Genomic DNA, 14287 nt, shown 5'->3' with positions numbered 1-14287 from the left:
GGATCAAGCACAAGGCTTTCTATGAACCTCTCTTCTGAGCGGGATCAGAATGTCTCCGCGTCACTGCCCTCCCGTAGCCGTCTGCGTGTCATCGCGTGGATTGCTGCTGGAGTGGTGGCCGCAGAGACCGCTCTGGTCGTCTCCACAACCGGGCAGGCTGTCGCCCTGCCCTCCCCCGTCACGTCCATCTCCGCCGCCGAGGTGGCCGACACAGGACCCCCCGAGGCTTCTGACGCCCTGTCGGCGTCAGTGATGGCGCGACTTCAGGACCGGCGGATCGAGGTGCTCGCTGAGCGCACCGAGACCGACAGCGTCTTCATCAACCCGGACGGCACCACGACCCGTGAGGCGGCGACTGCGCCGGTGCGGTTCGAGGACGACGGGGTCTGGAAGGACATCGACCTCGATCTGGTGAGCACGCCCGACGGGGATGTGCGGGCCAAGGCCCACCCCCTGGACGTCGAGTTGGCGGGGGCCACCCCCGCGAAGAATGCCGCCGCGATCCGCGAGGCCGGCGACCCGGGTGAACCGCAGGTCCCCGCGAGCCCGCTGGTGTCCCTGAAGGACACGGACGGCGAGCCCATGACGCTGTCATGGCGAGGCGTTCTTCCCCAGCCGAAGCTGACGGAGAACCGGGCCCGCTACGTCGAAGCCCTGCCCGGAACCGACCTGATCGTCGAGACCACGAAGACCGGCTTTGAGCAGTTCCTCGAGCTCAAGAACCGGTCGTCGGTCGACGCGACCGGCAGCGTGACGATGTCCCTGAACGCCGGTGGCCTCAAGGCCCGGGCGAACAAGGACAGCTCGGTGTCCTTCCTCGACCCGGACACCGGCAAGCAGGTCGGGCTGCTGCCCGCCCCCATGATGTGGGACGCGAGCACCGACAAACGCTCCGGCGAGCACACCCGTACCGCGCCGGTCGGTCTGAAGGTGACGCAGAACGGTGACGAGGTCGACCTGACCGTCACCCCGGACGCCGGTTTCCTCGCCGACCCGGACACGAAGTTCCCGGTCACGGTCGACCCAGCAGTCTCCATCGGGGCGAACTTCGACTCATTCGTGCAGCAGGGCTTCACCACCGACCAGTCGGCCTCGACGGACCTCAAGATCGGGAACAACGGCTCCAACCAGGTCGCCCGGTCGTTCCTGCAGTTCCAGACCGGTGCGATCCGGGGCAAGAAGATCCTCTCGGCGAAGCTGAACCTGTACAACTACCACTCCTGGGCATGCAACAGCTCAGGATCGGGCAGCTGGGAGGTGTGGCGGTCCGGCACGGTAACCACCGCGAGCCGCTGGGACTCGCAGCCCTCCTGGATAGCGAAGTTCGCAACCGCCAGTGCGACCAAGGGAGCTTCAGGCTGCTCGGCCGGCTGGGTGTCCGCAGACGTCACCTCTATGGCGCAGGTCTGGGCGGACAACACCGCCACCTCGCACAACGCCGGAATCCGGGCGAAGGACGAAAGCGACCCGTACGCCTGGAAGCGCTTCTACTCCGGCAACGCCGCCTCCAATACCCCGTACCTCTCGGTGACGTACAACTCGCCTCCGGCGGTTCCGACCGCTGTCGCCATCTCACCGTCGCAGGTCAACGCGTACAACAAGAAGCGGTACGTCACCTCGCTGACGCCGCAGCTGTCCGCGAAGGTCAGCGACCCCGAGGCCGGAACGGTCAAGGCGCAGTTCGAAGTCACCCCCGACCCCGCTTACACGGACGCCGGTGCGTACTCCTACACCGCCACCACCGCCGGAGTAGCCTCCGGCGGCACCGCGAAGCTGACCGTTCCGTCCGCCAGCGCCTTTCCGTCCGGCTCGCACCTGCGCTACCGGGTGCGTGGCTACGACGGAAGCGTCTACGGTTCCTGGAGCGGCTACACGGTCTTCGTGATGAACACCGCCAAGCCTGCGGCACCGGCCATCACCTGTGACGCCTACGCCAAGGACACCTGGTCGTCGAAGTCGTCCACCGGCGCGACCTGCACTCTGGACACCTCCTCCACCGACGGCCAGGGCTACCAGTGGGGCCTGGACGACGCCGCTGTGCCGAACAAGGTCTACGACACCATCGACGGCAACGGCGGCGACCCGCTGACGATCACCATCAAGCCCGCTGACGGCTGGCACACCCTGTACGCCCGCACCATCGACTCCGGCGGCAACATCTCCACCGCCACCACCGCCTACTCCTTCGGCGTCGGCGACGGAGCGGCCCTGTTCACCCCCGGGGACGGCGACCGCCCCGCCCGGCGCACCACGCTGACGGGCAAGGGTAAACCGGACTACACCGGTGTGACCTACCAGTGGCGCCGCACCGACACCGACACATGGGCGAACGTTCCGCTCGCACACGTCAGCAAGGTCTCCGACAGCTCCGCCGTGGCCGCCTGGCCGCTCGCGACGACTGCGGGTGTCCCGACGGATCTGAACTGGGACATCGTCAAGACCGTTCCCGAGGACGGGCCGATCCAGGTTCGTGCCGCCTTTACCAACGGCACCAGCACCGTCTACTCGACGGTGTCGAACGTGACGGTGGACCGCAAGGCCGGCACCGCGCCTTCCGACGAAATCGGCCCCGGTTCGGTGAACCTGCTCACCGGTGACTTCACCATCTCCGAGACAGACGTCTCCCTCTTCGGGCTCTCCGTGACCCGCACCGCGTCCTCCCGCACCCCCGATGCCGGGGCCAAGCAGGACGGGCAGGCGGCGATCTTCGGTCCGCAGTGGACCTCGGGCACCATTGCCGAGCTCACCGACTCGCCCTGGTCGCACATCAAGCGCACGGTCGCGGGCAAGGACACCGCCCTGTCGATCGTCACGGCCGACGGCGACGAGATCGGCTTCACCGCCAAGGGCAGCAGCTGGATACCCGAGCCCGGGGCCGAAACTCTCGCCCTGACCGGTGCGGTCACCGGCAACCTCGTCCTGAAGGACACCGACGAGGGAACCGAGACCGTCTTCGCCCGCAACGCCACCACCGGCACCTGGCCCGTCTCCACATCGAGCATCATCGGCCAGACCAACTCCACCACCACGGTCGTCTCCGAGGCCGTGACCGGCACCAGCCTGGTGCGGCCCAAGCGGATCATCGCCCCCACGACCGCCGCGTCCGCGACGACCTGTGCGGCCACTCCGGCCACGGCCGGCTGCCGGTCCTTGGAGTTCATCTACGCCACCACCACGACCGCTACCGCGGACGCGGCCGGTGACTACGCCGGGCAGGTCAAGGAGATCCGTGCCTGGTCCACCGCGCCCGGAGCCTCGGCGGCGACGTCGAAGTCGGTGCGGAAGTACGAATACGGCACCGACGGCACCCTGCGCAACGCCTACGACCCGCAGATCAGCCCGGCGCTGGCGCAGGGCTACGTCTACGACAGCGCCGGCCGCGTCACCACCTACAAGATCCCGGGGCAGAAGCCCTGGAAGCTCGACTACGCGTCCACCGGCGACCCGCTCTACGCAGGCGACGGCATGCTCATCAAGGCCCGCCGCGACACCCTTGCCGCAGGCACCACCGACACCGTCAACGGCGAAGCCGCCACCAGCGTCATCTATAACGTGCCGCTGACCGGCACCAAGGCCCCCAACGCCATGGGCCGCGCCACCGTCGCGGCCTGGGGCCAGACCGACGCACCCACCGACGCCACCGCTGTACTCCCACACGGCGAAGCCGTCCCCACCTCGCACAACGGCGCCAACCTGACGGCCGCCGACTACGCCCGGGCCACGGTGACCTACACCGACGCCTCCGGCCGCGAGGTCAACACCGCCACCCCCGGCGGCAACATCACCACCACCGAGTACGACCGCTTCGGCAACACCGTTCGCGAACTGACCGCCGGCAACCGCCAGACCGCCCTGGGCGCCACCAACGAGGCGCAGGCCACCCTGAGGGACCTGGGCATCACCGAACAGGACTCCGCCGCCCGCGCCGAACTCCTCTCCACCAGCAGCACCTACAACGCCGCAGGCACCCAGGAACTGGAGGAACTCGGGCCGCTGCACCTGGTAGAGATCACCGAGCCGGTCACCTCCGGCACCGACACCCTGTTCGCCAAGGGCGACATAGCCCCGGCCCGGTCGCGCACGGTCAACGAGTACGACACCGGCCGGCCCACCGACGACACCGCCACCGTGGAGAACCAGGTCACCAAGACCACCACCGGCGCCCAGCTCCTGGACGCCCCGGCCCTCTTCACCCACACCCGCACCACCACCACCCAGTACGACTGGGTCAAGGGCCTGCCCACCACCACCACCAAGGACCCGGGCGGCCTGAACATCACCACCAGCACCCAGTACGACGCCCAGGGACGCGTCACCAAGGAACTGCTGCCCGGTGCCACGGGCACCGACGCTGCCACCCGCGTCACCACGTACTACAGCGCCACCGGAACCGGCACCTGCGCCGGCCGTCCGGAGTGGGCCGACCAGGTCTGCACCACTGGTCCCGGCGGCGCCATCACCGGCGGCGGCAGCAACCCCACCGGCCTGGCGACCACCGCCACCGAATATGACTGGTGGGGCAACGCGGCCAAGGTCACCGAGACCGCGAACGGCATCACCCGAACCACCACCAACTCCTACGACAACTCCGGCCGCCCGACCACGGTCGCCGTCACCGGCGGCCTCGGAGAAGCAGTGCTGCCGGTCACGACGCAATACGACCCGGCCACCGGCCAGGCCGTCCGCACCGTCACCAGCGCCGCCACCATCACCAAGAAATACGACGCCCTCGGGCGTCAGATCTCCTATAACGACGGCGCATCCGGCACGACCACCACGGACTACGACCGGTACGACCGGCCCGTGACGGTCAGCGACAGCATCCCGACCACCACCACGTACACCTACAACCACACGGCCGAACCCCGCGGCCTGGCCACCAAAGTCACCGACTCCGTGGCCGGAGACTTCACCGCTGCCTACAACGCCGACGGCGTTCTGACGAAGGAGACCTTGCCCGGCGGCTATACCCTCGCTGTCGAGGCCGACCCGACCGGCGCGATCCTCTCCCGTGAGTACACCCGCGAGAGCGACGGGCTACTGGTCTACGGGGACACCACGACCGAGACCGTCCACGGACAGGTCGCCAGTCACTCCGGCTGGTCCGACCAGGCATACGCCTACGACAACACCGGCCGTCTGACCACGGTCGCCGACACCGTCGGCGACGTGTGCACCACCCGGTCCTACCGGTTCGACCAGCGCACCAACCGCACCGGCATGAACAGCACCGCAGCAACGGCCACCGACGCCTGCCCGGCTGCCACCACCCCGGCGGCGAGCAGCACGTTCGACAGCGCCGACCGGCTGATCGCCAAGGGCTACACCTACGACGCCTTCGGCCGCACCACCGCTCTGCCCGGTGCCACCGTCGACTACCACGTCAACGACCTGGTCCGCCGTCAGGCCACGGACACCCAGCGCCAGACCTGGACGCTGGACGCAGCCGGCCGCCTAGGGGCCACCACCATCGAGGACTACCTCGACGACGCCTGGACCACCAGCGCGGTCAAGACCAACCACTACGACAGCGACAGCGACAACCCCCGCTGGATCACCGAGTCCGACACCTCCGGAGTGCTCACCCGAAACGTCGACGGCGTCGGCGGAGACCTCGCCGCCACCACCGACAAGACCGGCGACACGATCCTGCAGCTGACCACCATCCACGGTGACATCGCCCTGGCACTGCCCCTCGACGCCACCCAGGCCCCCACGGCCCTGGACAGCGACGAGTACGGCAACCCGAGAGCCGGGCAGCCGGCAACCCGATACAACTGGCTCGGAGCGAAGCAACGCTCCACCGAAACCCCCACCGGCATGGCCCTCATGGGAGTCCGCCTCTACAACTCCGCCACCGGACGCTTCCTGTCCACCGACCCGGTCTTCGGCGGTAACGCCAACGCGTACGAGTACGCCCACGCCGATCCCATCAACCGCTACGACCTCGACGGCCGTCAAGGATTCTGGAAGCGCGCCAAGGGCTGGTGGGGGCGAACCAGTAGAAACCCAAACTATCGACACTACTACTACGGTCTTCGAATCATCACCTCCCTCGTCAATCCGGCCAAAAAGGCACGGTACGCTTATATCGCGTTCAAGCGTCCACGGAGAGTTGCCCGAATGTGCGCGCGAGGCTTCAAGCACGCCTGGGGCTGCGCAGGATCCGTCACGGGAGTCGGAACCGCTTACAGGAGCGGGCGTGCAATGTTCAGGAATTACAGCTACATGCGCGACTACAACCGGTCTCTGACCCGCGCAGGCCAGCAGAGCGTCTGCCGCAAATACACGGGATACCGCGGCCGAGGATCCTGCACATAGGGCGGCTCCGCGTCTTCATCAGCGTTGAGTCGTAGCGAAGCTCCGCGCTGACCGGACTGCAGGGCTTCCGCCTCCAGCCGCACGTGTCACGCTGTTCCACTGTGGCGCCGACCCGAAGAGTGAACGAGGGTCGGCGCCACCACACAGGAAACCGGAGACATCATGGAAGATCTCGTGGCAATCATCCTCCGAGGGCTGAAGGGAGCAGGGAAGGCCGTGCTTGTCCTGCTCGACATCAGCAATACTCGGGAAGGGCTTCGCATTCTACGAGGAAAAAGAAATCGATCGAAGAATGGGAAATAATCCCCAGTAATCGACCTTTGGAATGCATTTGTAAGTGTGGCGGCTGGGGGGAAATCCTCTGGAGGGCGGGCATCGGCCGTTCCAAAATGCGACGGCTGACGTCCGGCGTGGGTCCGTGCTGAACTCTCAGGCGTCCCGGTGGCACAGCTCCGCCGATGAAAGGACGACCAGCATCGTGACCTACTTGCATACCGACCCGGATCTCAACGCGCGGGATGAACCGACGGCACGTGAAGGAGCTCTCATCGACGCGGTCGACGGGCTTCTCGATGCCACCGACCCCATCGGGATCATCCGTGACGAGGCCATGTGGTACCTGGGCTCGGCAATGGAGGGCGAGGACAATCTCGAACTGGTTCTGCCGGCCGGCTGGGACCGCGAGATCGCGCTGCGCGTACTGCTGACGGAAGAGGCGTTCACAGTTGGCTGGGGCGGCGAACTGTGCGAGGACCCGATCGTGACGACTTTCGTCGCGGCGGCTCCCTCCCTCGCGGAGATGGCCGACCTCGTTGATACGGAGCTCTCCCGCCAGCTGCGGGTATCGCGGCGCCGACGTCTCTTCGCAGGAACATCGGAGTTCCACCTCCTCCGCCACGGCAGCTGGACCGATCTGCTCCGCGAAGGTTCACCGTCGAGCGAGCAGCACCTGAAGCGCGCTCCGCATCGGACCACGCTGAGAACAGTCTGAGCAGCCTCTTGCACGAAGCCTGGGTCCCCGGCACCACACGCCGGGAACCCGGGCTTTGAGGCAGATCCGCTCCGCCCGGCCGGTGCGTACACCTACGACAACACCGGCCGTCTGACCACGGTCGCCGACACCGTCGGCGACGTGTGCACCACCCGGCCCTACCGGTTCGACCAACGCACCGACCGCACCGGCATGAACAGCACCGCCGCAACGGCCACCGCGCGCACCGCCCGCCGCCACGGCGACGAGCACGGTCCTCCGCGCCCCGACCGCCTCGTCCAGGTCCTCCCGCAGGATCTCGTCGATCACCGCCTTGTAGCGGTCCGCTCCGGTCGCCCGCGGCGGCAGCTTCTTGCGCGGCTCCGGCCAGGACGAGTCCAACGCCTTCCGCACCGTCCGCCATGTCACGCCGTGCTTGCGCTCAAGCTCCCGCATCGACATGCCGCCACGGTGGTCACGCTGGATCGCCGCGTACAGCTGGTACGGGAGATACCGATCAACCCGTTCGCCGGACCGGTGTCATCAGGCCACCGGCGCCACACCCTCGGTCCGGTGATCCGAGGGGCGCGGGCCGCGCCGCGCGCTCCTCATCAGGGCGATACGGAAGGTCGCCCCATACCATCTGGCCCGCTGAACTTGCAGGCGATGCGCGGGGTTTCACTCGATCGTGAGAACTGACTGCTTCCGCAGCACCGATCGAAACTGTGATGTGCGCCACTCTCATTGATGCGCTTGTCGGTAACCCGTCACACGGCCCACTACGTCACCGCAGGTCAGCGCACCCGCACCATGCGTCACAACATCACGTTCCGCCGATGCTTCATTCCGGTGCGTGATATTCGCTCGACCGCGCATGCGCGTTCGGCTGATTCGACCGGTTGAGTGATCCGTGACGGTGCATCAGTACGTGCCCGACCACATCGCATCACCTCAATGAAGAGGACCCATGACCGACGAAGTACGTGAGGAGTACGGTCACACCCCCGTGACCGAGGCCCCGCTCCCCCTCCCGCTGGATTTCGAGGCCCACTACCTCACCAACCAGGACGCGTTCCACGCGTACGCCCTCGCCATCCTGCACACCAACGACCGCGCCGAGAGGGCCGTCCACCGCGCCTTCCTCGAGATCCTGCGGCACTGGGACACCCTGCTCACCGAGCCCGACCTGCAGGAACAGACCTGGCAGATCATGCGCCGCGTCGTCATCGGCGAACTCCTCAACGGCCTGCGCCAGGACCTCACCACGATGGACAGCCACATCGGCCTGTACCCGGCCCTCAGCAAACTCCCCCCGCGCCAGTTCGACGCGGTCGTCCTGCGCCACATCGGGAAGTACGAGACCCGCGACATCGCCTGGTACATGGGCCTCACACCCAGCACCGTCACCCACCACTGCCGCAGGGCCCAGGAACGCCTCGACCCCATCTACCGCCGCGCCACCCGGCCGATCAAGACGAGGGACACCCTGTGAACGCATGGAAGAAAGCCTTCACCGACGCCGCCGCCACCCGCGAGCCCCGCCGCCCCTTCGACGTCGGCGCCGGACTCCGCCGCCTCGCCCAGGACGCCGGCTACATGCCCCCCGCCCCCGGACAGGCCCACACAGGCGCCGGCGCCCGACGCCGCCTCGGCGTGATGGCCCGCTGGGCCGTCACCCAGGCCGGGGCGGCCGCACACGTGGAAGAGCTCTCCGCCCTCCTCGGCGACGACGAGAGCATCGCCCAGTTCGACGGCTGGACCAACGCCGTCGACGTCGACGGCGCCCACGCCTTCGCATGCATGCTCTACCTCGCCCACCACCCCGAAAGCGCCCGATTCTGGTGGAGATTCGCAGCCGGCGCCGGAAGCACCGCCGCCGCGTACTGCCTCTACCTGGACCACCTCGGCCTCGGCGAGGACCGCGAAGCCCAGCTCTGGAAGCAGCAGGTCACCACCTCCCTTTTCGAGCTCGGCCCGGGCCGCACCCTCGTGGACCCGGAAGAGTTCCTGGAGGCACTGGAAACCGTCACCGGCTACTCCGACCGGCACCACACCCGCCGCACCGTCCCCACCGGCCAGCTGGAAGCCGAATTCGAGCGCTTGATCACCCGCCACGACGATGGCCTCGTCTGCCGGCCCGCACCCCACCTCGCCAACCGCATCCACGACCTCGTCAGCCAGTAAACGAAGAAGCCCGGCCAGGGCCAAGTTCCTACGCCCAGCCCCCACCGGACTCCCCGAAACAGCACCCGCAACAACGGAGCACCTCATGCACACTAGCCGCCAGCCCCACACCCCGGGGCACACCAACCGAATCCACCGCACCAACCGCTGGCTCGCCCGCCGCCGCCACGCCCTGCTCTCCAGCGCCCTCCGCGGCGCCGCCTACGCCACCGGCGCCGGCATCGTCGGCCTCGGCTTCTGGTGGATCCAGCAGCACCCGTAGGACAACGGGCCCGAAGCCCACCATCGCCTCGACCGTGCCGTCGGCCGCCGCCAGGCCCGGTCGAGGCGGCCAAGACCACCGCGACGAAGCATGGTGGGTGTCACCGGCTTCGGTGCTCCGCCGGTCGCCTGAACTGCGCAGCGGCCCGATGGCCAGCTGAGTGCCAGCAGACTCCGCCGATGCCCGGACTCGGTCAGCTGAGTCGTCCGGAAACGCTGATTCCGGCCTCAGTCGACGCCAACGCCTCCCGGCCAGTGTCCGGGACACACCTCTGAACAGCCCGGACAGCCGCCGCGTGTCCGGGACAGCCGCTCACTATTGCCCCGTCCGTCCTCGCCTCAGCACCGTAGGTCGGGAACAGGAGGGCGGCGAGACCCGCACGAACACGCCGCACGGCCGCGCCACTACCAGCGCCAATAGCTGGAAAGGCATACGCATAGGGAGGGGACGGATGAGGATCCGCCGTAACGTAATTGCCGCCGTCACGACTGCCACCGCTGTCGCGGGCATCGCGCTCTCAGCGCCGACCGCATCAGCGGGAGAGGTAGGTACCGCAGGCTGGAACGGCTACTGCGGTGTGCTGAGCTACAACGCCACATCCTTCACAGGATGGTGCGACGGGACAGGACCGGACAAGTACAGCACCTGGTTGCCCTGCACCAACGGAAGCCGGGTCAGCAACTACTACGCCACCTACTCCCGGGCGTTCGGCGACAGGCGAGGTGTGTACGCCGCCTGCCCGTCCGGATGGTCCATCGTCCAGCCCGTCCTGGACAACGTCGGGTTCTCGGTCTGACCGTCGGGTCCTCTGGCCGGGCCGCTGCCCTCACGAGGCGCAACGGCCCGGTACCGCCTGTCCCAAAGCCGAAGAGTCCCGCTCAAACGGACGGCCGGCTCGCACGCTCAATGGCCAACCTAACTCGCATGAGATGAGCTGGTGGTGCGGCAGATGGCGGGCGTGTCGCACCGGCCGGCGGTGTTCACATCACGGCGCGACTTCGTACTTCACGACCGTGTCCGTGCAGTCCGCCGAGAGCTTCTCCAGGGCGGCGCGCTCCTTGTCGTCCGCGGTGAGTTCCCAGCGGAGCTTTGTGGCGGTCCAGTCTGCGAGGTAGGTGCACTGCGCGGACTTGGCCGGCGGCATCCACTCTGACGGGTCCTTGTCCGCTTTGCTGCGGTTCGTCTTCGCGGTGACCGCCACGAGCGACCTCTCGGCGTCCAGGTCGTTGGCGTAGCGCATGCGCCGGTCCGCGTCCCAGGTGGAGGCTCCGGAGTCCCAGGCCTCGGCGAGCGGGACCATGTGGTCGATGTCCAGCTTCCCCGCTTCGGTGACGGTGACCTCGTCGTAGTAGGACAGCCACTCGCCCCCGGTCAGCGCGCACCGGGCACCCTGCTCCGGCTTCTCCACCGCTTCGGCGAGAAGGACCTCGTTGCGGGTCGAGCACCCGTCTCGGTCCGCATCCACCCAGTGCTTGAAGCTGTCGCGCTTGTACCCGTCGCGGACCTCTTCCGCGGCGGCGATCTTCGCGATGGCCGCGGCGAGGGACAGCCCGCTCCCGTCAGCCGGGGCACCCGCGGCCGCGGAGGGGCTGGCCCCGGTGGAGGCGTTGACGGACTCGGCGGCAGACGGCTTCGCGTCGGACGAGTCCGCAGCGCTCGGGTTGCACGCGGTGAGCGTGGCCGCGAGCACGGCGACGGCGATCGGGAGAAGGCGGCGTACGGACACAAGGGTCTCCAGCTGGTCGGGGCTGATGAGCCCTCATGATCCCAGCCAGCGCAGTCCCCCTGACAGGCGGTCATGTGTGCGGGACGTCGCCGGTGCGGGAACGAGTGAAAGCCCCCGCCCCCGTTGCCCAGCACGGGTACGCCCGGCCCGCCGAGATTCGCCGTTGGCCTGTTGCAACGCGGGAGGCCGGGGGAGGACCGGAGCGCAGGTATCTGGGCGTACGACGTTGTGGGGACCATCTCGGCCGGCGGGCTGGTCCAGGTACTGGGCGGCCCCGCCATCGCGGTCCGGGGCCCGCCCGGCCGTGTCCGGCCCGGCCGGGACCTCGTTTGGCGGGGCATGACGGCAACGGAGCTGGAACGGCGAGGGCGCCTGCGCGGGCGGATCCTGGGGGCGACGGACCGGGGGACGCACCGTCACCTGGTGCGGGCGTGGGCCGAGACGTACGACGGGCCGGCGCCGACGCTCAACAACGCGGTGGGCCTGGTCACGCAGGAGGCGGACGTGGTCCTGGACGCGGTGCTGGCGCACGACGTGCTGGCACCGGCCCTCGCGTGCCAGGTCACCGAGGCGATCGGGATGCTGGCGGCCGCGCTGGCGGTCGTGCCGGGGGGGCGGGCCCGCACCTGGCGTCGGTGCAGACGGCAATGACGGCGGTGCGGGCGGCGGCCGTCGCCGAGTCCGATCGGGCCCGCCGGTCCTGACCGGGCGGGCGATCAGGTCACCGTCGCCGCCCGGCGGCCCGTCCCCGCTGGTACCCGGCGCGGGCTCCCGCCGCCCGTGCCTCCGACAGGGTCCGCCAGAGTTCCTGGGGCACGGCCGTGACGTCCTCCAGTACGGTCCGCAGCTCGTCGGCCTGCGGGCGCGGGCGCCCGGAGAGCCGCTCAACCTCGGCCGTGAGGCCGCCGACGAGATGGTGGAGCCGGGCGAAGAGCGGGTCGGAGTGCGGGTCGTCCGCGACCGGGGCGTACCCAGCGGCTCCGGGCGGGCCCGCGACCTCGGCCCTGGGGCGGGCCTCGGCGGCCGCCCACCGGCCGGTCGCCGGGTCCTGCTCGGCGGCAATCAGCTCGGTCACCCGCGCTGGGCCACCACGCGCCAGGGAGACCGCCTCGGACGGCTACCACCGCGCGCTCGCCGCGCACCTCCAAACAGCCCGCCCCTCCCGGTGGGACCCAGCCCGGCTTCCCTGCCTGTACTGCGGTACCGCAACGAACATGCGCGACCCTCAGCGGCGTCCCTCCTGCAAGGTCTGCCATGAGGAGCACCAGTCAGCGTGAGAGCGGCCGGACAGGACGGTCTGGACGCATCCTTCCTTGACGTCCTCGACCGAGGGCGGGGTGCGGAAGTGGCCGTGGTCGACGGCCAGGGCGGTGAGCCACTCCCAGGTGTCGCGACGCGTGAGCCCGGTTCCAGCCCTTCCTCTGGCCGGGACTGCAGCCCCACGTCCCGGGGCGCACCAGCCGAATCCCGCGAAGCGCACCACCGCGATTGCCTCCCCGGCGCGTACCCTGCCGCCACCGCGTCCGTCCTGCGCGCTGGGCCGGTCGGGCGCTCGCGAGCGGGGTGCCCGGCACGTCGCTCGCATCCAACATTCGAACAGACGTAGCATTGTCGTGTGCCCGAGTACCCCTTCCCCCAGGATCTCCGCGACGCCCAGCTCGCCCTCCACCAGACCCGCGCCGCGTACGAGGCGTACGCCAGGACCCTGCCGTGGTCCGCCGAGCCGATGCCTGGCTGGGAAGGCGACAAGCAACTCCACAGCAGCTACCGGTCCGGGAAGCCGGACAGCCCCGGGTACACGGACGAGCAGAAGGTCGAGGTCACCCACTTCCGCGAGGAGTTCCTCCGGCTGAGCGCCGAGGTCTCCACCCACCCGTACTGGGCCTCGCTCAGCGGCCCCGACCTCGTCGATGCACGCATGGCGCTCAAGCACGCCCACGAGCCGGCCGAGTCCGAGGACCGGGCGGCGTAGCCGTGCCCAACCCAGGACCAGTGTCCCGTCTGGGCAAGCTGAAGACCCTGGAGGAGTGGCTGGACTGGCAGCTGCGCCAGACCCGTGCCCGGATCCGCGAGCTTGAGGCCCAGGAGCGGCGGGGGCAGGGGCCGGGAACCGTCGAGGGGCAGCGCGAGCGCGGGGCCCTTCGGACCGAGGAGCAACAGAGCCTGGCGCCGCGGCCGCAGGCCCCGGCGTGGGGCATCACCGACGGCGCCCGTACCACCCAGACCGAGGTCCACCGCGGGGACTGCTGGGCCATGGGGATGCAGCTGCGGCCCGCCAGCCGGGAGGAAGCGGTGGCCGCCCTCGCCGCCGGGGCCACGCCCTGCGACGTGTGCCGACCGGACCGGGTGCTCGGCGCGCCCTGACCCGGGACCGAGCGCATCCCGTCAAGGTCGCACTCGCACAAGCCGTCCCGGCCCTTCCCGACGGTCCAGGCTGGCGGTTTGAGCCCAAGATCGACACGGTTCTCCAGACACCTGAAGTTGTCTCATCAAGTGCCGTCTCGGCTGCCCCGATGCCCTCGGATCTGTAGCGTTCACTGCCACGGAGGCGTCGGCGCACCGTCCGGGTCCAGTCCATGCGGATGCAGCCTTGCCAGCATGCGATGCGCTACGCGGTCCAGGTAGGGAAAACTGTCGCCGTGGTCGGCGGCTTCGCGGGCCAGCCTCTCGGCATCTTCCTGGTCCCCGGCCTCTTCCCGCAGCTTGGCCAACAGGGCGAGCGCGTCGATGTCGCCGTGGTCGGCGGCTTCGCGGGCCAGCCTCTCGGCATCTTCCTGGTCCCCGGCCTCTTCCCGCAGCTTGGCCAACAGGGCGAGCGCGTCGG

General features: G+C 69.1%; 11 protein-coding genes and 1 pseudogene. 9 read left to right on the top strand and 3 right to left on the bottom strand.

The window, feature by feature from the left end; genetic code table 11:
• Positions 1-111 precede the first annotated feature (111 nt).
• The 6 genes from ACF08W_RS31375 to ACF08W_RS31350 all read left to right on the top strand — a co-directional run bounded on the left by ACF08W_RS31375 (position 112) and on the right by ACF08W_RS31350 (position 10533).
• Positions 112-6321, top strand: coding sequence for a DNRLRE domain-containing protein (locus ACF08W_RS31375; protein ID WP_392281350.1), 6210 nt, complete (start codon positions 112-114; stop codon positions 6319-6321).
• 478 nt (positions 6322-6799) lie between these two features.
• Complete coding sequence (locus ACF08W_RS31370) at positions 6800-7312, top strand: hypothetical protein (protein ID WP_392281349.1); 513 nt, start codon at positions 6800-6802, stop codon at positions 7310-7312.
• 946 nt (positions 7313-8258) lie between these two features.
• On the top strand, positions 8259-8783 hold the full coding sequence (locus ACF08W_RS31365; protein WP_392281348.1) for an RNA polymerase sigma factor: 525 nt from the start codon (positions 8259-8261) through the stop codon (positions 8781-8783).
• Complete coding sequence (locus ACF08W_RS31360) at positions 8780-9475, top strand: hypothetical protein (protein WP_392281347.1); 696 nt, start codon at positions 8780-8782, stop codon at positions 9473-9475. Before ACF08W_RS31365 ends, ACF08W_RS31360 begins: the two co-directional genes overlap by 4 nt.
• Positions 9476-9560: 85 nt before the next feature.
• Positions 9561-9737, top strand: a complete 177-nt coding sequence (locus tag ACF08W_RS31355) for a hypothetical protein (protein WP_392281346.1) — start codon at positions 9561-9563, stop codon at positions 9735-9737.
• 649 nt (positions 9738-10386) lie between these two features.
• Positions 10387-10533 (top strand): hypothetical protein, encoded by a 147-nt coding sequence (locus tag ACF08W_RS31350; protein WP_392281345.1) that lies wholly within the window; start codon positions 10387-10389, stop codon positions 10531-10533.
• 189 nt (positions 10534-10722) lie between these two features.
• Here the strand turns inward: ACF08W_RS31350 and ACF08W_RS31345 are convergent, their stop codons facing one another.
• The gene (locus tag ACF08W_RS31345; protein ID WP_392281344.1) at positions 10723-11463 is read right to left on the bottom strand and encodes an HNH endonuclease family protein; all 741 of its coding nucleotides are present in this window, start codon (positions 11461-11463) and stop codon (positions 10723-10725) included.
• A 339-nt stretch (positions 11464-11802) separates the two neighbouring features.
• Between ACF08W_RS31345 and ACF08W_RS31340 the strand changes: the two genes are divergently transcribed.
• Positions 11803-12114: a hypothetical protein gene (locus ACF08W_RS31340; RefSeq protein ID WP_392281343.1), complete on the top strand. Its 312-nt coding sequence runs from the start codon at positions 11803-11805 to the stop codon at positions 12112-12114.
• Between the two features lie 70 nt (positions 12115-12184).
• Here the strand turns inward: ACF08W_RS31340 and ACF08W_RS31335 are convergent, their stop codons facing one another.
• Complete coding sequence (locus ACF08W_RS31335; protein ID WP_392281342.1) at positions 12185-12538, bottom strand: hypothetical protein; 354 nt, start codon at positions 12536-12538, stop codon at positions 12185-12187.
• A 540-nt stretch (positions 12539-13078) separates the two neighbouring features.
• Here ACF08W_RS31335 and ACF08W_RS31330 point away from each other — a divergent pair.
• Both ACF08W_RS31330 and ACF08W_RS31325 read left to right on the top strand, forming a co-directional pair.
• The gene (locus ACF08W_RS31330; protein ID WP_392281341.1) at positions 13079-13435 is read left to right on the top strand and encodes a hypothetical protein; all 357 of its coding nucleotides are present in this window, start codon (positions 13079-13081) and stop codon (positions 13433-13435) included.
• Positions 13436-13455: 20 nt separating this feature from the next.
• Entirely contained in the window at positions 13456-13827 is a 372-nt protein-coding gene (locus ACF08W_RS31325; RefSeq protein ID WP_392281340.1) for a DUF6233 domain-containing protein, read from the top strand.
• Between the two features lie 170 nt (positions 13828-13997).
• On the opposite strand, the pseudogene ACF08W_RS31320 reads toward ACF08W_RS31325, so the two are convergent.
• Positions 13998-14287, bottom strand: a pseudogene (locus ACF08W_RS31320) (hypothetical protein); the annotation flags it as partial.

The sequence above is a fragment of the Streptomyces sp. NPDC015144 genome, assembly GCF_043079735.1.
GTDB lineage: Bacteria > Actinomycetota > Actinomycetes > Streptomycetales > Streptomycetaceae > Streptomyces.
This window is presented reverse-complemented; position numbering and strand designations above follow the sequence as displayed.